17 protein-coding genes are annotated in these 20,800 nt (G+C 59.3%); 10 read left to right on the forward strand and 7 right to left on the reverse strand.

Annotated features, from left to right (window positions below; all coding sequences use genetic code 11):
- Window positions 1-26 precede the first annotated feature (26 nt).
- The gene (locus SHM7688_RS11095; protein WP_058240013.1) at window positions 27-1,175 is read right to left on the reverse strand and encodes a DcaP family trimeric outer membrane transporter; all 1,149 of its coding nucleotides are present in this window, start codon (window positions 1,173-1,175) and stop codon (window positions 27-29) included.
- A 611-nt stretch (window positions 1,176-1,786) separates the two neighbouring features.
- Here SHM7688_RS11095 and SHM7688_RS11105 point away from each other — a divergent pair.
- Both SHM7688_RS11105 and SHM7688_RS11110 read left to right on the forward strand, forming a co-directional pair.
- Window positions 1,787-1,990: a hypothetical protein gene (locus SHM7688_RS11105; RefSeq protein ID WP_058240015.1), complete on the forward strand. Its 204-nt coding sequence runs from the start codon at window positions 1,787-1,789 to the stop codon at window positions 1,988-1,990.
- 172 nt (window positions 1,991-2,162) lie between these two features.
- A complete protein-coding gene (locus SHM7688_RS11110) occupies window positions 2,163-4,190 on the forward strand; it encodes an acetyl-CoA carboxylase biotin carboxylase subunit (protein ID WP_058240016.1) in 2,028 nt (675 codons plus the stop codon).
- A 181-nt stretch (window positions 4,191-4,371) separates the two neighbouring features.
- On the opposite strand, the gene SHM7688_RS11115 is transcribed toward SHM7688_RS11110, so the two are convergent.
- The gene (locus SHM7688_RS11115; RefSeq protein ID WP_083499025.1) at window positions 4,372-4,869 is read right to left on the reverse strand and encodes a DUF4174 domain-containing protein; all 498 of its coding nucleotides are present in this window, start codon (window positions 4,867-4,869) and stop codon (window positions 4,372-4,374) included.
- Window positions 4,870-5,046: 177 nt separating this feature from the next.
- Here SHM7688_RS11115 and SHM7688_RS11120 point away from each other — a divergent pair, with 177 nt between their 5' ends.
- From SHM7688_RS11120 to SHM7688_RS11150, 7 genes are all read left to right on the forward strand, one after another.
- Window positions 5,047-5,940 carry a hypothetical protein gene (locus SHM7688_RS11120; RefSeq protein WP_144432566.1) on the forward strand — a complete coding sequence of 298 codons (894 nt, stop codon included), beginning with the start codon at window positions 5,047-5,049 and terminating at the stop codon, window positions 5,938-5,940.
- Window positions 5,941-5,961: 21 nt separating this feature from the next.
- A complete protein-coding gene (gene scpA / locus SHM7688_RS11125) occupies window positions 5,962-8,088 on the forward strand; it encodes a methylmalonyl-CoA mutase (RefSeq protein WP_370733344.1) in 2,127 nt (708 codons plus the stop codon).
- 142 nt (window positions 8,089-8,230) lie between these two features.
- Window positions 8,231-8,836, forward strand: coding sequence for a VOC family protein (locus SHM7688_RS11130; protein WP_058240234.1), 606 nt, complete (start codon window positions 8,231-8,233; stop codon window positions 8,834-8,836).
- A gap of 11 nt (window positions 8,837-8,847) precedes the next feature.
- Entirely contained in the window at window positions 8,848-9,312 is a 465-nt protein-coding gene (locus tag SHM7688_RS11135; RefSeq protein ID WP_306341266.1) for a GNAT family N-acetyltransferase, read from the forward strand.
- A 42-nt stretch (window positions 9,313-9,354) separates the two neighbouring features.
- Complete coding sequence (locus SHM7688_RS11140) at window positions 9,355-10,032, forward strand: TerB family tellurite resistance protein (RefSeq protein ID WP_058240020.1); 678 nt, start codon at window positions 9,355-9,357, stop codon at window positions 10,030-10,032.
- Window positions 10,033-10,035: 3 nt separating this feature from the next.
- Window positions 10,036-11,061, forward strand: coding sequence for an endonuclease/exonuclease/phosphatase family protein (locus SHM7688_RS11145; RefSeq protein WP_058240021.1), 1,026 nt, complete (start codon window positions 10,036-10,038; stop codon window positions 11,059-11,061).
- Between the two features lie 26 nt (window positions 11,062-11,087).
- Window positions 11,088-11,486: a hypothetical protein gene (locus SHM7688_RS11150; protein ID WP_058240235.1), complete on the forward strand. Its 399-nt coding sequence runs from the start codon at window positions 11,088-11,090 to the stop codon at window positions 11,484-11,486.
- A gap of 22 nt (window positions 11,487-11,508) precedes the next feature.
- On the opposite strand, the gene SHM7688_RS11155 is transcribed toward SHM7688_RS11150, so the two are convergent.
- The 5 genes from SHM7688_RS11155 to SHM7688_RS11175 all read right to left on the reverse strand — a co-directional run bounded on the left by SHM7688_RS11155 (window position 11,509) and on the right by SHM7688_RS11175 (window position 18,970).
- Window positions 11,509-13,044, reverse strand: a complete 1,536-nt coding sequence (locus SHM7688_RS11155; RefSeq protein WP_058240022.1) for a Ppx/GppA family phosphatase — start codon at window positions 13,042-13,044, stop codon at window positions 11,509-11,511.
- Between the two features lie 84 nt (window positions 13,045-13,128).
- Complete coding sequence (locus tag SHM7688_RS11160; RefSeq protein ID WP_058240023.1) at window positions 13,129-15,303, reverse strand: RNA degradosome polyphosphate kinase; 2,175 nt, start codon at window positions 15,301-15,303, stop codon at window positions 13,129-13,131.
- Between the two features lie 110 nt (window positions 15,304-15,413).
- Window positions 15,414-16,091: an HdaA/DnaA family protein gene (locus tag SHM7688_RS11165; protein WP_058240024.1), complete on the reverse strand. Its 678-nt coding sequence runs from the start codon at window positions 16,089-16,091 to the stop codon at window positions 15,414-15,416.
- Between the two features lie 26 nt (window positions 16,092-16,117).
- Window positions 16,118-17,194, reverse strand: coding sequence for an AI-2E family transporter (locus tag SHM7688_RS11170; RefSeq protein WP_058240025.1), 1,077 nt, complete (start codon window positions 17,192-17,194; stop codon window positions 16,118-16,120).
- 99 nt (window positions 17,195-17,293) lie between these two features.
- Window positions 17,294-18,970, reverse strand: coding sequence for a GAF domain-containing hybrid sensor histidine kinase/response regulator (locus tag SHM7688_RS11175; RefSeq protein WP_058240026.1), 1,677 nt, complete (start codon window positions 18,968-18,970; stop codon window positions 17,294-17,296).
- A gap of 402 nt (window positions 18,971-19,372) precedes the next feature.
- On the opposite strand from SHM7688_RS11175, the gene proS reads away from it, so the two are divergent.
- Window positions 19,373-20,725, forward strand: coding sequence for a proline--tRNA ligase (proS, locus tag SHM7688_RS11180; RefSeq protein ID WP_058240027.1), 1,353 nt, complete (start codon window positions 19,373-19,375; stop codon window positions 20,723-20,725).
- Window positions 20,726-20,800: the final 75 nt, after the last annotated feature.

A 20,800-nucleotide genomic window follows, 5' to 3' on the forward strand; every position in this document is an offset into this window, starting at 1 on the left:
TGTTGCGCTATGACCTGCGCCCGGCATCAGAAATTCAGTTGAACCGCCAGTTGAATGCGGTCGGCGTCAAACGTCTGTCCGGTGTTCACATCATCACGCTCCCCGATGAAGTATTCTGCGCTGAGTGTCAGATTGTCGGTGACTTTGTAGAACGCGTTGAGGTGGAGCGACTCCAACTCGGTGAAGGACAGGGCACCAGTGCTGGTGGCGAGGTCGTATTCCTCCCGTCCGTAGGCAATGCCCACGTTCCAGCGGTCTCCAATGTCCTGACGGAACTCCAGCGTGTAGCCGGTGACATCATTGGCGCGCCCACCAACAGCTGCGCTGCCACCCCCGTTCAGGATGGAGCCGAGCGCTTCGCCGTCCACATAGGTGGCCTGAAACAAGCCGCCTTCCCACGGACGTACGGCACCGGAGAGGGTGAAGCCGCTCTGGTCGATGTCAGTGTTGCCCACAAGGACACTGCCGGTGAGGGCCGCGACGCGCGCTGTGAAGAGATCGGTGTCATAAGACAGGGCCGAGGTGAAGGTCGGGTCATTGGACGCGGCGTTGTTTTCTTCGATCGAGGCGCTGAAGGTCAGGTTATCCCAGCTGTGGGTGTATCTGATCTGCGGGACGCGGGCGAAGGAGATGCCGACCGGGCCGGTGAATTCCACTGTGGTGGGGAACTGTCCAATAGGCATGAAGTTGGTCCAGTCCTGACCAATCAACCAGTGATCGCCAATTTGAACGCTGGCGTGGCGCAGGCGCAGTTCTGCGGTGCCGTTGGAGCCAAACAGGTCCAGTTCGAGGCGACCGGAGACCGTGCCGATGCCGGTTTCGGTGCTGGTGCGGAAGCCCAGTCGCGACTGGCGTGCGGTGGCGCCAAAGCTGCCATCGGTGGCATTGGTGGGTTCGCCAATGGCGCTGACGGAGGCAGAGTCGCCCTGGCGGAAGTCATTTTCATAGAAGAAGTCGGACTTCAGGTAGCCGTAGATGTCGACGCTGGTGCCCCCGACATTAAAGTCGCCGCTGCCTGTGCTGCGCGGTTCGCTGCCGGCCTCAAGAGCTTCTACGCGGGCGCGCAGAGCGTCCAGCTCGGCCTGCGCCCCTTGATCCTGTGCCTGCGCCAGAGTGCCTGTGGCAGCTATGGCCAAAGTGGCGACAGTCAAGAGGTGATGTCTGGTTATACTCATTTGGCGGGTCCTTTCCGTGACGTGCTACACCACATGGGTTTCACGGGTTTGCGCATTGACGAAATGACGTCACCGAGAGGGCGCGTGAGCCAAAACGCCCTGCTTTGTGATTGGGATGTGAAGCGGGGGTCTCGCGCGGGACTTACCTTGGGTAAGATGTTGGAATTCCACGCCACGTATCTGTTTGACCAAAGTGATCATCAGGGTCTTGAAACTGAACTTGTGTACCAATTGGTTCCTAATTTTCGCGGGTTTGTGACGGCCTGTGAGCACCATGCGGCGCAGATTGGTCTGCGTGCCGTCGGCGGGAAGTTGCCTTGGGTGGAACGGATTGGGCAAAATGCGGCCTATGGTGGCACCGCGTGGCAAATGCCGCTTTGGATTCAGCGTTTTGATGGCAGTATCAAATTTATGGGGCTGTGCTTTTTACCTCGCGGCCCCCGTAACAGTGTATTCCGTTACCCTTCCCCTGACGGGCGGTTCCTGTGTGTCCCTATGGAACCGTCCGATTTTTTCCTGAAGTCCCGTTTTGTTGTGGCTGAGGTCTGTGGTACGGAATGCGCGGTAGCAACAGCGGACAAGAGATCCGCGTCATCATCGGAAACAGGCACATGCGTATCAAAGCAACACTCATCGGACTTTTTGCTCTCTCAACTCTCGCCGCCTGCGGCGACACCTTTGGTGAGCAAGCGCTCATCGGTGCAGGTGCGGGCACCGCAACGGCCGCAGTCGTTGGCGGTAACCTCGCAGCGGGCGCCGTTGTCGGCAGCGCGGCCAATGTGGTCTACTGCAAAGAGTTCTCCGACAAATGCTAATCCTGTCGCGGCGCGCCCTCTGCATGCGGGCTTGCGTTGTGATCTGACCCCTCTGGCCGCAGCGCGTCCAGACCCGAAAACGAAGCCATCCCTCCGCACGTGCGGACGGGTGGCTTTTTTATTGCCAAACCAGACCGCGAAAGCGGCCTGACAAGACCAGAAGGACGAGACGATGTTCGATAAGATCCTGATTGCCAACCGGGGCGAGATTGCCTGTCGCGTGATCAAATCTGCCCGCAAGATGGGCATCAAGACGGTTGCGATTTACTCTGACGCCGACAAGCAGGCGCTGCATGTGCAAATGGCGGATGAAGCGGTGCATATTGGCCCGCCCCCAGCGAACCAATCCTACATCGTGATCGACAAAGTCATGGAGGCCATCAAGAAGACCGGCGCGCAGGCGGTGCATCCGGGCTATGGTTTCCTGTCTGAAAACGCGAAATTTGCCGAGGCGCTGGAAGCGGCTGGCGTGGCCTTCATCGGCCCGCCTAAAGGCGCCATCGAAGCCATGGGGGACAAGATCACCTCCAAAAAGATTGCACAGGACGCCAATGTGTCCACCGTGCCGGGCTATATGGGCCTGATTGAGGATGCGGATGAGGCCGTGAAGATCTCCAACGAGATCGGCTATCCGGTGATGATCAAAGCCTCCGCCGGCGGCGGTGGTAAAGGCATGCGGATTGCGTGGAACGATGAAGAAGCACGTGAGGGTTTCCAATCGTCCAAGAACGAAGCGGCCAACAGCTTTGGTGACGACCGTATCTTCATCGAGAAATTCGTGACCCAGCCGCGTCACATTGAAATTCAGGTGCTCTGTGATGCGCATGGCAACGGTGTGTATCTGGGCGAGCGTGAATGCTCGATCCAGCGCCGGAACCAGAAAGTTGTGGAAGAGGCACCAAGCCCGTTCCTTGATGAAGCCACCCGTAAGGCGATGGGTGAGCAATCTGTCGCGCTGGCGAAGGCGGTGGGCTATGCCTCTGCCGGGACCGTGGAGTTCATCGTGGATGGCGAGAAGAACTTCTACTTCCTTGAGATGAACACCCGTTTGCAGGTGGAACACCCTGTGACCGAGCTGATCACCGGAGTGGACCTTGTGGAGCAGATGATCCGCGTCGCCAATGGTGAGCCGCTGAGCATCACGCAGGACGATGTGAAGCTGCAGGGCTGGGCGATTGAGAACCGTCTCTATGCGGAAGATCCTTATCGCAACTTCCTGCCGTCCATTGGCCGTTTGACCCGTTACCGCCCACCAGCGGAAACCAAAGCCTATACCCCCGGTGTGCAACCCGGCGATGCTGGGGATGAAGTGGTGCGCAATGATACCGGCGTCTATGAAGGCGGCGAGATCAGCATGTATTATGATCCTATGATTGCCAAGCTCTGCACATGGGCGCCGACCCGTGACGCGGCGATTGAGGCGATGCGTGTGGCGCTGGACAGCTTCGAGGTGGAAGGCATCGGCCATAACCTGCCGTTCCTGTCGGCGGTGATGGATCACCCGATCTTCATCAAAGGCGATATGACCACTGCCTTTATCGAAGAACAGTATCCAGAGGGCTTTGAAGGCGCGGAGCTGCCAGAGGCGCAACTCAAGCGCGTGGCGGCTGCTGCGGCAGCGATGTACCGCGTGGCGGAGATCCGTCGCACCCGTGTGTCGGGCCGCATGGACAACCACGAGCGCCGTGTGGGCAAGAAATGGGTTGTGACCCTGCAGGGGCAGGAATTTGCCGTGAAGGTGAAGGCCGATAAGGATGGCTCTACCGTCAAGTTTGAGGATGGCAGCAAGCTGCGTGTGGCCTCTGACTGGACGCCGGGTGACCAGCTGGCAGAGGTCGATGTGGATGGTCGTCTGGTGCTGAAGGTTGGCAAAATCTCCGGTGGCTTCCGTCTGCGCACCCGTGGCGCGGATCTGAAGGTGCATGTGCGCACACCGCGTCAGGCCGAGCTTGCCAAGCTGATGCCAGAGAAGCTGCCGCCAGATACCTCCAAGATGCTGCTCTGCCCAATGCCGGGTCTGATCGTAAAGGTCGACGTGGAAGTTGGGGATGAGGTGCAGGAAGGTCAGGCGCTCTGCACGGTGGAAGCCATGAAGATGGAAAACATCCTGCGCGCCGAGAAGACCACTGTTGTGACCAAGATCAACGCAGCCGCGGGCGATAGCCTCGCCGTGGACGATGTGATCATGGAATTTGAGTGATCCTCTGATCACGACCAGACCCGGCGTACGCGCCGGGTCTGCGCCACGTGCTGTGGCGGAACAGTTTTAAGAAAGAAACAATGCGCGCCTCACTGACCCATATGACCCACGCTGTACTGTCAGCCCCATCCGGGAGGGGGCTGCGGGTCTGTGGTGCGTTTGATGGCGATGGCCTCAACGCTCAGGGCTGGCGTCGGTCGCGGATTTCCTGTTGGCGCAGTGGGTTTTTGTCGATGCTGGCGGAGATTTCGCGCACCGAATATGGGGCCGGTTTGCGCAGGTACACGACGCCGTCTTTGCCCATCAGCGCCAGCATGAAGCCACGTGGGCGTAGCTTTTTGCGCATGGCGGATTTGGCGGCGGGATCGGTGTCGGTGAGCACCACCACATCGCGTGTGCGCAGCGCATCGGGGAAGGCTTCGATCAGATCCATCTGTTGCACAAAGCGCGGATCGCGCTCTGTGTCGGCAAACACAAGCACAAGCCGGTTGCGCCAGAGATATTCATCTACGTCAACATTGAGACCAGATTGTATTAATTCGGACGTATTTTCCGGTGCTGCTGCGGCGGTCTCAGAGGCCGGGTTTGCCCCTGTATCGGGGGCGGTTTCGACGGTCTGCGCGATGCTGCCTGAAGCGGCGAGAAAGGCTGTCAGAACAAGGGGTAAGCGGTGTTTCATCATCTCTCCTGTTATGGCCAATATAAGCCCCTTGTCAGACAATACGATCCCCTTTGGCAAAGTGGGTCAAATTTTAACGTCGGTTAACAGCATCTCCATGGGTGTTAAGACATGATGGCGGCCTCTGCATATCCGGCCGCCCCTGCGGGTTTGGCCTTACGAAAGGTGCGCGCAGCCATGGACGTCATCCTACATGTCGGAAGCCATCTGTCTGGGGTTTCCACTCTCGCAAGCTATCTCAACCGCAATCGCAAGTTTCTGCGGTCGCGTGGGACGGCGGTCTGGACATCAGAGATCACCCGCAAAGGCCTGTTTGACGGGCTTACCCTGAAATCAGGTCTGGATGGTGTTGATCGGCGCCGTGCGCGTGGGGCAGGGCGGGTGCAATTGCGCTGTGCTTTGCTGGAGCGGGAGCGGGCCAAGGAGCTTCTGGTGCTGGATCCGGTGATGCTGGGCAGCATGGAGAACAATCTGGTCAGTGAGCGGCTCTACCCGGCGGCGGGGGAGCGCGTGGCGCGTATGGTGCATGCCTTTGGCGGGCGTGTGAAACGCGTCATTCTGGGCATTCGGGCGCTGGAAGACTATTGGGGCGGTGCCTTGGCGCATGGGCTGCAAAAGGGCGCGACCGTGCCTTGTGAGGCCACATTGGACCGTCTGGTCACCCAGCCGCGCAGTTGGCGCAAGGTGGTGATGGATGTGGCCTGTGCCGCGCCGGAGGCCGAAGTGCTGGTGGTGCCTTTTGAACGCTTGGGGCACCGGCCGCAGTCCATTTTGGGCTATGCGGTGGGGGGGCGCTTTGCTCCGCCGACCAACTTCCGCTTGAGCGGGCTTGCGCAGGTTCCGAAACTGCCGGAATTGCGCGATGTGCTCTGCGACCGCGGCGAAACCACGGATGTTTTGCCGCAGGGTATGGACCGCTGGCACCCCTTTGGGGGCTTGCAGGTCGACATTTTAAGAGAGATTTACGTTGAGGATCTGGCTTGGCTGCGTGCCGGGGCAGATGGTTTGGCGTATCTGATAGAAGACAGCGCGCCAGAACAGGCTGGCATGGCCAATCGGTTCGGCGCTTAGCAATACATGAGGATGACATCGATGACGGATACCAAGAAATGGGCCGAATTGGCGGAGAAAGAACTTCGTGGAAAGCCGCTGGACGATCTGAACTGGGACACGCTGGAAGGGATCAAGGTCAAGCCTCTCTATACGGCGGAAGACACGCAGGATCTGCCGCATGTGGGCACCATTCCGGGGTTTGCACCGTTCACACGGGGGGTGAAGGCGACCATGTATGCCGGGCGTCCCTGGACCATTCGTCAATATGCCGGCTTCTCCACTGCGGAAGAATCCAACGCCTTTTATCGCAAGAACCTTGCTGCCGGTCAGCAGGGTGTTTCGGTGGCCTTCGATCTGGCGACACACCGTGGCTATGACAGTGACCACGAACGTGTTGTGGGCGACGTGGGCAAGGCCGGTGTTGCGATCGACAGCGTTGAGGATATGAAAATCCTGTTTGATGGTATTCCGCTGGACAAGGTTTCTGTCTCAATGACCATGAACGGCGCGGTGATCCCGATCCTTGCGAGTTTCATCGTTGCGGGTGAGGAGCAGGGCCATGACAAGGCGCTGCTGGCTGGCACTATTCAGAATGACATTCTGAAAGAGTTCATGGTGCGCAACACCTATATCTATCCGCCAGAGCCGAGCATGCGGATCATTTCGGACATCATCGAATACACGTCGAATGAGATGCCGAAGTTCAACTCGATCTCGATCTCCGGCTACCACATGCAGGAAGCGGGCGCGAACCTCGTGCAGGAGCTGGCCTATACCATCGCGGATGGACGTGAATATGTGCGTGCGGCGATCAACGCCGGTATGGACGTGGACAAATTTGCCGGTCGTCTGTCGTTCTTCTTCGCCATCGGCATGAACTTCTTCATGGAGGCAGCAAAACTGCGTGCAGCGCGGACGCTGTGGTTCCGTGTCATGGAAGAGTTCGGGGCAAAATCCGAGCGCTCCAAAATGCTGCGCACCCACTGTCAGACCTCTGGTGTGTCTTTGCAGGAACAAGATCCCTATAACAACGTGATCCGCACCGCGTATGAGGCGATGTCAGCGGTGCTGGGCGGCACGCAGTCGTTGCACACCAACGCACTGGATGAAGCGATCGCGCTGCCGACCGAATTTTCGGCTCGTATCGCCCGGAACACCCAGATCATCCTGCAGGAAGAAACTGGTGTGACCAATGTGGTCGACCCGCTGGCAGGTTCTTACTACGTTGAAAGCCTGACCGAAGAGCTGATCGAAAAAGCCTGGGCGCTGATCCAGGAGGTTGAGGAGATGGGGGGCATGACCAAGGCTGTGGCCTCTGGCATGCCGAAACTGCGGATCGAGGAATCGGCGGCCAAACGTCAGGCGATGATCGACCGCGGTGAAGAGGTGATTGTGGGTGTGAACAAGCACCGCCTTGCCGAAGAAGACCCAATCGACATTTTGGATGTGGACAATGTGGCTGTACGCGAAAGCCAGATTGCCCGTCTGAAGCAGATCCGCGAAACACGGGATGAGGCGGCCTGCACAGCCGCATTGGAGGCACTGACCACAGGCGCCAAAGAAGGCGGCAACCTGCTGGCACTGGCGGTTGAAGCTGCCCGCGCCCGCGCAACGGTTGGGGAAATCAGCATGGCAATGGAGAAGGAATTCGGCCGTCACCGCGCCGAAGTGAAGACCCTCGCAGGCGTTTACGGCGCAGCCTATGAAGGCGACGAAGGCTTTGCCGCGATCCAGAAATCCATCGAAGACTTCGCCGAAGAGGAGGGCCGTCGCCCGCGTCTTCTGGTGGTGAAGATGGGACAGGATGGCCATGATCGTGGCGCCAAAGTGATCGCAACCGCCTTTGCCGACATTGGTTTTGATGTGGACGTTGGCCCGCTGTTCCAGACCCCTGCCGAGGCGGCGCAGGATGCGGTGGACAACGATGTGCATGTCGTCGGTATCTCGTCTCAGGCAGCGGGACACAAGACGCTGGCACCGCAGCTGATTGAGGCGCTCAAGGAGAAGGACGCGGAAGACATCATCGTGATCTGCGGTGGGGTGATCCCGCAACAGGATTACGACTTCCTCAAAGAGGCAGGTGTGAAGGCGATCTTTGGTCCGGGCACCAATATTCCAGAAGCGGCGCAGAATATTCTGCAACTGATCCGCGAAGCACGCAGCTGAGGCATCTTGTGGTAAGGCTGGGGGCTGTCTGCCCCCAGACCCCCGAGGGTATTTCGATCAAGAGGAAGGGGCGCGCAGGCGTCCCTTTTGCGTTGCGCCGCTGAAGGCTTTGCGGTTTGCTGCCAAAAAACAGGAGAGCGCAATGTTGCAACTGGATCATTTGGCCGTAGCTGGCGAAACGCTGGCAGAGGCGGTGGCGCATGTCGAGGCGGCGCTGGGTGTGGCGATGGGCCCCGGTGGGGAACATGCGCATTTTGGCACGCATAACCAGTTGATTGGCCTTTCAGACGGGCTCTATCTGGAAGCCATTGCGGTCAATCCAGCGGCGGAGGTTTTGCCCTATCGACGGTGGTTTGATCTGGATCGATTGTCTGGCGCGCCGCGCCTTGGCAATTGGATTTGTCGCAGTGATGATCTGGAGGCGGATTTGGCCCGGCTGGATGTGGAGGCTGGACGGCCTGTCGCGCTGACGCGGGGAGATCTGAAGTGGCGCATGGCGGTGCCTGAGAGTGGGGTGCTGCCCTTTGACAATTGTTTTCCGGCGCTGATGCAGTGGGATGTGGCGGTTACGCCGGCAGAGCTTCTTGCACCCTCTGGGGTGACATTGACGCGTCTGGAGGTGGCCCATCCGGAGGCGGACCATCTGCGCGCGGCTGTGGGGCTGGGCGATGCCCGCGTGGAATTTGTCACTGGCGCGCCAGCCCTGAGGGCCAGTTTTGACACGCCCCATGGCGTGCGGGTGCTGTGATGGATGTGAGGGTGGCCACGCCCGATGATGCCGAGGCCATTGCCGCCATTTGGAATGCAGAGATTCGCAGCGGTGTGAGCACCTTCACGACAGTGGAAAAAACGCCGCAAGATGTGGTGCGCGCCATAAAGGGCGCGGAAGTGTTTCTGGTGGCAGCGCAGGGCGCGGCTGTGCTTGGGTTTGGCACCTATGGGGCGTTTCGCGGTGGGCCCGGATATAGCGCCACGGTGGAGCATACGGTGTACCTGACGAAGGGCGCGCGGGGATGCGGGCTGGGGCGTCGGCTGATGGCGCGGCTGGAGACGGTGGCGCGGGTGCAGGGACATCATGTGATGGTGGCCGCGGTGGGGAGTGAAAACGCCGCAGGGGTTGCCTTTCACAAAGCGCTTGGTTTTCAGCAGGTTGGGCGCTTGGCGCAGGTGGGGCGCAAGTTTGATCGCTGGATGGATCTCATCTTGTTGCAAAAAATGCTGTGACGCAGCACTGGTCATTCTGGCGCGAGACGGTAATGTGAGCCCATGTCGATCTGGTCCCGTATATCTCAAGCGCTCTCTGCCCTCAGTCAGGGAGAGTCGCTCTCCACTGTTTTTGATCATCTGCGCGCGCCGCCGGAACGCTCTGTGGCTTTCACCATTGCGGTGATTGCGCTGGGTGCGAAGATGGCCAAGGCGGATGGTCTGGTAACACGCGATGAGGTGACGGCCTTTCGGGAGGTGTTTCAGATTGCGCCGCGCGATGAGGCCAATGCCGCCAAAGTCTTCAATATGGCGCGTCAGGATGTGGCCGGATTTGAGGAATATGCCAGCCGGATTGCCGGGATGTTTGGCGCGGTGCATGGGCGGCCTGATGACCTTATGGAAGGGTTGTTTCACATCGCGGTGGCGGATGGGGAGTATCATCCCAACGAAGATGCGTTTCTGACCCGTGTGGCGGAAATCCTTGGCATGCATGAGCTGTGTTTCAAAGCCATGCGGGCGCGGTTCGTGGCGGATGCGGAGCCGGATCCTTACCGGGTGTTGGGCGTGGAGCCTGACACGCCAATTGACGAGATACGCAAAGCCTGGCGGGCTTTGGTGCGAGAGACACACCCTGACAGCATGATTGCGCGCGGGGTGCCGGAAGAGGCGGTGAAACTGGCCGAAAAGCGCATGATCGATATCAACCGCGCCTGGGAACAGATCAACGAGGCGGCCTGAGCCATGCGGATTGCCACTTATAACGTGGAGTGGTTTTCCAGCCTGTTTGATGATGACAACGTGCTTTTGGAAGATACGGGGCCTTCTGGTCGCAAGGGGGTGAGCCGGGCGCAGCAGAGCGCGGCGCTGGGCCATGTGTTTGGCGCGCTCGATGCGGATGCCATCATGGTGGTCGAGGCCCCAGATCAGGGACGCAGGCGCGATACGGTTCTGGCGCTTGAGCATTTTGCCCGCCGCTTTGGCCTGCGCGCAAACCGTGCTCTGATAGGCTTTGCCAACAGCACGCAGCAGGAGATTGCCCTGCTGTATGACCCGGCGCGGCTGACCGTTGTGCATGACCCCGGTGGGGAGCCTTCTGGCCCGGACGGGGCCACGGGCGCGCCGAGGTTTGATGGTGTGCTGCGGATTGATCTGGATGTGGATGCCAAGGAAGATCATGTGGTGTTTTCCAAGCCACCGCTGGAGCTGTCCGTACAAACAGAGGCGGGGCGCAGGCTGCGCATGATTGGCGCGCATCTGAAATCCAAGGCACCACATGGCGCGCGCAGCCGGGATGATGTGATGCGGATTTCCATTGCCAACCGGCGCAAGCAACTGGCGCAGGCGATCTGGCTGCGGCGGCGCATTGAGGTGGCGCTGGCGGCGGGTGAGGATGTCATGCTGCTCGGTGATCTCAATGACGGTCCGGGGCTGGATGCGTTTGAAGATCTGTTTGGGCGCTCTTCTGTGGAAATTCTGATGGGCACCAATGGGGGGGCGCGCATGTATGACCCCCATGCGGAAGCGGCGTTGCGCCACAAACTTGCGGCCCAGCCCACCACCGCGCGGTTTCATATCGAGAATGAGGGGCGGTATCTGAACGCGTTGCTGGATTATGTGATGGTTTCTGACGGGCTGCGGTTGGCAAATCCACGCTGGCGCATTTGGCATCCGTTTGAGGATCAGGCATGTTGGCAGCAGGCGGATCTGAGGCAGGCGTTGTTGACGGCGTCAGATCATTTTCCGGTGGTTCTGGATATTGATATTTGATGTATGAGGATGCGGGAGGTGCCCCGATGCGACATTTGAGGATTCTGGCTCTGGTGGCGGCAGTTGCAATGCCGGTGACGGTGGCCACTGCACAGGAGAGTGCGGAGGGGCGCAGCCTTATGGAGGAGGGCATGCGCCTGTTCTTTGAGGGTTTACAGGAGGAAATGGCACCGACCCTGGAAGGGTTGCAGGGGCTGATGTTGGAGATCGGCCCGGAGTTGCAGAGCTTTATGGCAGAGATGGGCCCGAAACTTGGGGCGGTGATGTCCAAAGTGGACGACTGGAGCCAGTATCAGGCACCTGAGATTTTGCCCAATGGGGATATTATCATCCGCAAAAAGCCGGAGGAGCGCGCCCCTGAGGCACCACAGCAGGGGCCGCAAGACAGCCATACGGACAGCGACACCCCCGGCGTGGAGCTGTGAGCGGCGCTTAACCTTTGGAGCGTCAGTCTTTGACGCGCACAGAGGGGGTTGCGTTCAGCGCGGTTGCAAGGGCGTTGAAGCGGGCTTCGGCCACTTCCCCGTAAAGCGCACCGGTGGAGGTGGGCAGTTTCAGGTGCAGCTCAGCCTTTTTGGGGTGATAGCGGAGCGTGCCCATGTTGTCGCTGTCTTCCTGCCAGAGCATGGCGCCAAAGCGCATGGCCTTGCCGATGACCTCGGCATGATGGCGGTCTTTGTCGCTCAGCAAGGCGGCGAGTTCCTCAAAGCGGGTGCCCTCGGCCTTATTGCGGTAGCGGTGCAGCAGGGACAGGCCCAGAAACAGGCGCTCGCTGTGTTTGAGACCACCCAGATTGGCGCGGGTGGTGCTGTCAAACACGGTTTCGGCGCGGTAGTCTGGATGGGCGCGCCAGCTCACATCATGCAACAGGCAGGCGGCCTTGATCAGGCGCAGTTTCTCCGGGCGGGCGGATTTGAAGATTGGGAAGATGAACTTGTAGAGCGCCTTGCCAAAGCCCGGAATGCGGGCGTCTTTGGCCTCCATAAAGCGGCAGGCCTCAATCAGCGGGTCGCGCTCGCGGATGCGGTCTGACATCTGTTCATAAAGCACGCCTTCGCGGATGCCATACGAGCTGATGGCGATGTCATGGGGTTTGAAGCGGCGCAGCACGCCTTTGAGAACCTCAATGGCCAGAGGCACCAGTGCCATACGCGAGCCTGAAACGCCGCAGCGGGCGCGCAGCTCATCGGGATCCTGTTCCTGAATATAGCGGGCGGTGTCGCGCACGGAGGTGGCGGTCATGCGGTATTCATGCAGCACTTTGAGCGGGTAGTTCTGGCGCTCCATGTCGATGCGGGCAATGGCGCGCCAGCTGCCGCCAACCAGAAACAGGCGGTTTCTCTGGTTGCCCATCTGGGCATAGAGCTGATCCAGCGTTTCATTGATGAAGGCGCGGCGGCCTTTTTTGCCGCCTTTGACATCGCGCAATTTGAGCGGCCCCAGAGGGGAGGTCACCCTGCGGCCCACTTGACCGTCGTTGATTTCGGCAAGTTCCATGGAGGCGCCGCCGATGTCACAAATCAGGCCATAGGCGCCGGGCCAGCCGGTGAGCACGCCCTGTGCAGAGAGGCGGGCCTCTTCGGCACCGTCAATCACGTGGATGGTGACGTCGGTCTCTTGCTGCACCTGCGCGCAGAATTCCGGGCCATCGGAGGCTTCGCGCACGGCGGCGGTGGCCACGGCGGTCAGCTCATTGACCTGCATGGTGCGGGCAATCTGCGCAAAGCGGGCAATGGCGGCGAAGGCACGCTCGCGGCCCTTTGGGCTGAGCGTGCCGGTCTCGGCAATGCCCGCGCCAAGCGCACACATGATTTTTTCATTATAGAAATAGGCCGGGCTGCGGGCGGCGCCATCAAACACCACAAGGCGTACGGAGTTGGAGCCCACATCCACCACGCCGACACGCGACAGCGCCCGTGCATCTGGATCTTCGAAAATCGGGTGATCAAACAGGGCGTGATCCTGTTGGGGGAAATCGGGCATGTCTCGTCAGTCGTTGCCAAAAGGACGCGTGGGTGCACAGAAAGAGTGCGCCACGCCTCCTTTTGGGTCAATCACTTACTGAGGTCAATCGTCTGTGTGGGTGAGTTTGGGCACATCGGACGCGCCAGCAGATCCACGACCGGAGAGCGAAGGGTTTTCCATGAAGAACCGGTGGCAGTTGAAGGCAAAAGCCCCCTCTGGCACCGGGGTGCGCTCAAAGCTGCCATCGGGCTTCATGATCCAGCTCTGGGCCACATCGGCCATATTGGCCGCCATGACCTGTGACATGATCTGAGCTTTCACGGTGGCGTTTTTCACTTCCACAAGGGTTTCGACGCGGCGGTTGAGATTGCGGCCCATCCAATCTGCGGAGGACAAGAAGATCCGGGCTTTCTTGTTGGGCAGTTCCTGACCATTGGCAAAACAGACAAGGCGGGAATGTTCCAGAAAACGGCCGACGATGGATTTTACGCGGATGTTGTCGGACAAGCCTTCGATGCCGGGGCGCAGACAGCAGATGCCGCGCACCACCAGAGAGATTTTCACACCGGCCTGTGAGGCGGCATACAGGGCGTCAATCACCTCTGCATCCACCAGTGAGTTCATCTTGGCCCAGATGGCGGCAGGTTTGCCTGCGCGGGCGTTTTCCGCCTCCTGTCCGATCAGTTCAAGCAGGCGTGGTTTGAGCGTGATCGGAGAGATCGCGAGGTTGTCGAGTGTTTCCGGCTCCACATAGCCTGAGAGGTAGTTAAAGACCTTGTTGGCATCGCGCCCCAGATCCGCATCACAGGTGAACAGGCTGACATCGGTGTAAATCTTGGCGGTAATAGGATGGTAGTTGCCGGTGCCATAGTGGGTATAGATGACCAGTTGATCGCCTTCTCGGCGCACCACGGTGGAGATTTTGGCGTGGGTTTTCAGATCCAGAAAGCCGTAGACCACATGTGCGCCCGCGCGTTCCAGACGGCGGGATTGGCGAATATTGGCGGCTTCGTCAAAGCGGGCTTTCAGCTCTACCAGCGCGGTGACGGATTTGCCGTCTTCAGCGGCCTCACAGAGAGCCTCGACGATGGGGGATTTCTTGGATGTGCGGTAAAGCGTCTGTTTGATCGCCACCACATTGGGATCGCGCGCCGCCTGTTGCAGGAAGCGCACCACCATGTCGAAGGTCTCATAGGGGTGGTGCAGCAACATGTCTTTCTGACGGATGGCCGCAAACATGTCGCCGTCAAAATCCTGCACCCGCTCTGGTACCCGTGGTGTGAAAGACGGCCAAAGCAGATCCGGGCGGCTGTCGACCACCAGTTCCTTGAGGTCGGCGAGGCCGATCATGCCGTCGATATCCACCACTTCGTCGCCGGTGACCTCCAGCTCCTGCATGATGAGTTTTTTCAGCGCGCCGGGGGCATCGGCGGAAATTTTCAGGCGGACAACTTCGCCACGGCGCCGGCGTTTGAGCGCCACTTCGAATTCGCGCACGAGATCTTCGGCTTCGTCCTCAACCTCAAGATCGCTGTCGCGCAGGACGCGGAAGGCACAATGGCCTTTGGCTTTGTAGCCGGGGAACACGCTGTCCAGATGTACCAGAAGCAGTTCTTCGAGCGGAAGGGCGCGGATGATGCCCTGTGCGGCGGGCAGGAAGACAAAGCGGTCAATCTGATTTGGGATCGGCAGGAGCGCTTTGAGCGTGCGCTTGTCTTTCTTGCGCTCCAGCTGCAGGGCGAGCGAAAAGCCGGTGTTGGGGATGAAGGGGAAAGGGTGGGCCGGGTCGATGGCCAGTGGGGAGAGAATCGGAAACACCCGCGTCATGAAGACGTCGGCGAGAAAGGCGAGATCCTCCTCTGAGAGCGCAGTGCGATCCAGAATTTGAATGTTGTTGCCTTCAAGCTCCTCGCGAAGATTGTTGAAGATGCGCTGCTGATCCTGAAGCAGATGGCGGGCGTCGGCGTTGATCAGCACCAGCTGTTCGGCGGGGGAGAGCCCATCCTGCGCCGGGGTGGTGTTGCCTTCGCGGACAAGCTCACGCAGGCCCGCGACGCGCACGGTGTAAAACTCATCAAGGTTGGTGGCAGAGATCGACAGGAAGCGCAGGCGTTCCAGCAGGGGCACGCGGAGGTTTTCGCTTTCCTCCAGCACACGCCAGTTGAAGCCCAGCCAGCTGAGCTCGCGGTTGTGGAAACGGTCAGGGCCCGTGAAGTCGGCATCAGGCAGCGCAACGGCGGGCGGGAAGGTGGAGGTCAGAAAGTCAGCTTGAGTCATGGGGCTCTCATGCCATTGGCAGGTAACGAGAAGATGACTGTAGGCGGGTTTATCTGTGGGGTCCAGAGCAGGTGCAAGCGCCCGTGCCGCGCCAGAGGTGCCTGTTTGTTTTATGAGTTGTCCGGATTGCCCAGCAGTTGTTTGACCAGCGCTTTGGTGATCGGACGTTTCTGTGCCATGGAGAGGTGATCAAGCGCGGCCACCACATGAATGGTATCCACAAAGCTGCGGTTCATGTTCTTGGCAATATAGGTCAGCACATCTGGCGGCGGGGTCAGTTGCCGGTCGACAAACTGTTTTGCCATGACGGCCATCAGCAGAATGTCGTCAGGTTGTTCCAATGTGGCGATGGTGGTGCCTTGCACCCGTGACAGCAGATCCGGCAGAGTCAGACCCCATTGCAAAGGCGCACCCACGCCGGTGAGCAGCAGGGTTTTGCCTTCGGCGAGGATCATGTTGTGCAGGTGAAACAGCGCGGTCTGGGCATCGGGGTTGTCTGAGATCAGATGCACATCTTCCACGGCGACGGGCTTCTTGATCAGCGCGGGCACCACTTCTTTGGTCAGGCCGCTGGCGGTCACGATATGCGCATCGGCCATGGCCGCCCAGACATGGGTGAGGTGGGTTTTGCCTGCGCCCTGTGGCCCGGACAGCACCAGTTTGCCCCCGGCCCAGTTTGGCCAGAGGTCCACAAGACCAAGGGCCATGGCGTTGGCGGGGCTGACGTAGAAATCATCACGCCCGAGGGCTGCCCTTACGGGCAGGTCAAAATTTAGCTGTTCAGCCATGTGCTTTACGGGCGTCCTGCGCGCTTTTAGATCTCTGAGTCGCTCTCTTTTTCGCTGAGTCCGCGATAGAGCTTGGAGGACATGTATTGGCCGGTGACGAAACGTGCAAGCACACCGATGGCCGCAGCAACAGGAACCGCCACCAACATGCCGACAAATCCAAACAATGCGCCAAAGACGGAGAGGGCCAGCAGCAGCCAGACCGGATGCAGCCCAACGGATTTGCCCACCAGTTTGGGGGTGAGGATGTTGCCCTCAACCATTTGACCAATCATGAAAATCGCCGCCACGAGCCCGATATTGAACCATTCCCCCCAGAACTGAAACAGGGCAAGGCCAATGGCCAAAGCGCCGCCAATCAGGGCGCCGAGATAGGGAATGAAGGTGACAAGCCCGGCAATAAAACCAACCACCAGACCAAAATTCAGCCCCACCACCATGAGGGCAACCGCGTAATAGGTGCCCAGGATCAGGCAGACGGTGCCCATGCCACGCACAAAGGAGGCGAGGGTTTTGTCGATGTCAGCGGCCAGACGGCGAATGATTGGGGCATGATCTCGGGGCAGAAGCCGGTCGATTTCTGCAATCATGCGATCCCAGTCGAGCAGGAGGTAAAAGGCGACCACGGGGGCAATCACAAGCAACATCAGCACATTGAGCAGTGACATGGCCGAGCTGAGTGCCCCTTGAAGCACTTCTCCACCGCGTTCTTGGAGGAGTGTGCCAATTTGGTGCAGGGTCTGGCTCATCACCGAGTCTGGCTGTGTGAGGCTGGGGAAGCGCTCGGAGACAAATGTGCGCAGCTGTGCAAAGACTTCTGGCAGCGTGTCTACAAGCTCTGTGGCCTGGCTGATCAGCGACGGCACCACAGCGAGAATGCCAACCACAAAGATCAAGAGGCCCAGAACGGTGATCACAGCCGTTGAGGCAGCACGTGACAGGCCGCTGTCTTCGAGACGGTCGGCGAGCGGATCCAGAAAATAGGCAATGGCGCCCCCCAGAATGAAGGGCAAAAGCACATCCCCAAGCGCCCAGAGGATCAGGGCGAATACAACAATAAAAATACCCCAGAACTGAAACTGCTTATGGGCGGGTAGGGCCATGACTGCGGGCTCCGTCACATGAATGTCTGTTGCAAGTCATCGCCGAAGCGGCCTCAGGTTGCAAGTCATAGGGGGGAAGGCACGCGGGTAGCGGCCACTCTATGCACGGGTTTCGCAAAAACTGAGCAAATCGGCGCGAGTCAGAGGTTTGCTGAGGCAGTGGTCAAACCCGGCTTGCAAATAGGCCTGTTGCTGGTGCGGCATGGTGTTTCCAGTCACGGCGACCAGCGCCATTTTGCGGGGGCGCAGGCAGCGTTCCATTTCTGCGCGCAGGGTTTGAGCCACGTCCTCGCCGCTCATGCCGGGCATGTGGATATCGAGAAACAGCATGTCAAAATTGCCGTCCTGCGCTTTGGTCAGTGCCTCCGTGCCATCTTCCGCATGTGTTACTGAGGCGCCGAGTGTTTCCAGTTGCTTGCCCAGCACAAGGCGGTTTGACGCGCAATCATCGGCCACCAGCACTTTGGTGTGCGCGAGTGGTTTGCAGGGTGTTGGCAGGGGTTCCCCTTCGGTTGCGGAGGCGGGTGCCTTGGGCATGGGAAGGGTGACAGTGAAGGCGCTGCCAACGTCGGGCGTGCTTTTGGCTGTAATCGTGCCGGACATGATCTTCACGAGTTTCTGCACAATGGACAGGCCCAGCCCGGTCCCGCCCTTGCGGCGCGCGACAGAGATGTCTGCCTGTTGGTAGGGATTGAAGATCGTGGAGAGTTGAGAGGGGGTCATACCACAACCAGAGTCCAGCACGCTCACCTCAAGCAGATCGCCTTTGATGTCCAGGATGACTTCGACAAAGCCGTTTTCGGTGAACTTGAGGGCATTGGAAATCAGATTGGTGAGAATCTGCCGCAGCCGGAAGACATCGCCAAGGCGCAACTGCCTTTCGGCTTCGGGCGGGCAGGAAAAACTGAGGTCTACGGCCTTGGCCTCAGCGCTGGCACGGTAGAGCGTGAGCACATCTGACAGGGCCCTCTGGGGGGAGAAGGGCAACACTTCCAGTTGTAGATGCCCTGCGTCAATCTTGCTGATGTCGAGGGTGTCGTTGAGTATGCGGATCAGCCCTTTGGCGGAAGCTTCGACCGTCACCAGGAGCTCGGGCCAGTCATCGCTGTCGGGATTGTCTGTCAACTGTGTTGAGATGAGATCCACCGCGCCGATGATGCCATTGAGGGGCGTGCGGATTTCATGGGCGACATGGGCCAGAAAATCTTCTCGGGCGCGGGCGGCTGCGGTGGCCTGTTCCTCGGCCTGCTGCGCAAGGCGCGCGGCATTTTTCAGGGCGATCTGCTCATTGGCGCATATGGCGATCTGTTGCAGAACCTGATGGTCTTCAGGGGACCAGTTGCGCGGTTTGTCATCAATTACGCAAAGGGCGCCAATCGGGGTGCCATCTGGCAGATGGATGGGCATGCCCAGATAGGAGATCACATTGATGTCTTTGACCGCGCCATTGTAGCGCAGCACCGGGTGTTGGCGGGAATCATCAACAGAGAGCGGCGCATCTGTGGCGCGCACATATTGACAGAAAGAATGGCTCAGCGGGGTCTGTCGCGCGGCGGCGACTGTCTCCGGAAGGCCCAGATGGCTTTTGAAATACTGACGGTCGTGGCGCGGCTGAACAATACTGATCAACGCCACAGGGGCATCGACAACACGGCGGGCCAGAGAGGTCAGATTGTCAAAGGTTTGTTCGATGGGGGCGTCCACGAGACCGAGGTCGATCAGAAGCTGATCGTCGGCGGGCGCCACGCCAAGATCTGCGTGAGCTGATTGTTTCATTCTGTTACTCGCAACTGAGCGGTGACCGCTACTCTTTACAAAAAAGCGGCTTATGGGCGGAGATATGGGATATTTGACCCCTCAGTGCCGCATTCTGCAGCCGCTGGGGATATCTGAGCGCAAAAGCGTTAAGCCTTCCTAAATTTTTGATCAGGGCGGTTGGCGTTATGTGTCAGATTTTTAAGCAAATGATAGCGTTCTGATCTTGGCGAAGGGGCTGCCTGAGGCCGGGTTGCGCGGGGTGTGACGCGGTGCCGTGCTCTGCGGGAAGAGGGCGGAGGGCGCGTTCGTTTTGCGGGCTTGGCTTGCCACGCGCAGTTGATTGGGCTAGCCCATGGCGAAAGTCGATCCATGGTTGGTGGCCTTGCGGGCTTCTGACCCCATCCGAGAGAGTGAGTGCCGATGCGCCTGTCCCGCTATTTCTTGCCTGTGCTGAAGGAAACACCTGCTGATGCACAGATTGTCAGCCACCGTTTGATGCTGCGTGCCGGCATGATCAAACAATCCAGCGCAGGGATTTACTCCTGGTTGCCGCTGGGCTTCAAAGTGCTGCGCAAGATTGAGAATATCGTGCACGAAGAACAGATGCGGGCGGGCCATATTCCGATGCAGATGCCAACGCTGCAGTCTGCGGATCTGTGGAAGGAAAGCGGGCGTTATGATGCATACGGCGAAGAGATGCTGCGCATCAAAGACCGCCACGACCGCGACATGCTCTATACGCCAACTGCAGAAGAACTGATCACGGATATCTTCCGCTCCAATGTGAGCTCTTACAAAGATCTGCCGCTGACCATGTATCAGATCCAGTGGAAATTCCGCGATGAAATCCGCCCGCGTTTTGGCGTGATGCGTGGCCGCGAATTCTACATGAAAGATGGCTACAACTTTGACCTCACCAAAGAGGATGCGCTGCACGCCTATAACCGCCATCTGGTGAGCTATCTGCGCACCTATGAGCGCATGGGGCTTCAGGCGATCCCGATGCGTGCGGATGGGGGCCCGATTGGCGGCGATTATACCCATGAATTCCTCGTGCTGGCGGAAACCGGTGAATCTGAGGTCTTCTATGACAGCGCGGTGACCGATCTGACCTTTGGCGATCGTGAGATCGACTATGATAGCGTGGCGCAGTGTCAGGGTGTGCTGGAGGAATTCACCTCCAAATATGCGCGCACCGATGAGACCCATGATGAGGCGCTGTTCAACGAGATCCCGGAAGAGCGCCGCCGTGTGGCGCGTGGCATCGAGGTGGGGCAGATTTTCTATTTCGGCACCAAATACTCTGACGCGCTGGGCGCACAGGTGCAGACCACCGAAGGTGAGAAGGTCTCCGTGCACATGGGCAGCCATGGCATTGGCGTGAGCCGTCTGTTGGGTGCGATCATCGAAGCCAGCCATGACGACAAAGGCATCATCTGGCCAGAGGGTGTGACGCCATTCCATGCGGGTATCGTGAACCTCAAGCAGGGTGATGCAGAGGCCGATGCGGCCTGTGAGGCGATTGAAAAGGCGCTGGTCGCCGCTGGGCTTGAGCCGCTTTATGATGACCGTAAAGAGCGTGCGGGGGGCAAGTTTGCCACCATGGATCTGATTGGTCTGCCATGGCGCATCACCGTGGGGCCACGGGGCCTGAAGAATGGCGTCGTGGAGCTGACCAGCCGCCGCACTGGGGAAAGCGAGGAGCTGGCACCGGAAGCGGCGGTGGCCAAGTTGATCGAGATCTACGCCAACCACCGTGTGGTTGGGCTGTAAACTCCGCGAAAATGAGCGCCTTGCGGCGCGCTGATTTGAGAAAACCCCGCCTGTGGCGGGGGTTTTTTCCTCCGG

The sequence above is a fragment of the Shimia marina genome (genome assembly GCF_001458175.1).
In the GTDB taxonomy this organism is placed as follows: Bacteria; Pseudomonadota; Alphaproteobacteria; order Rhodobacterales; family Rhodobacteraceae; genus Shimia; species Shimia marina.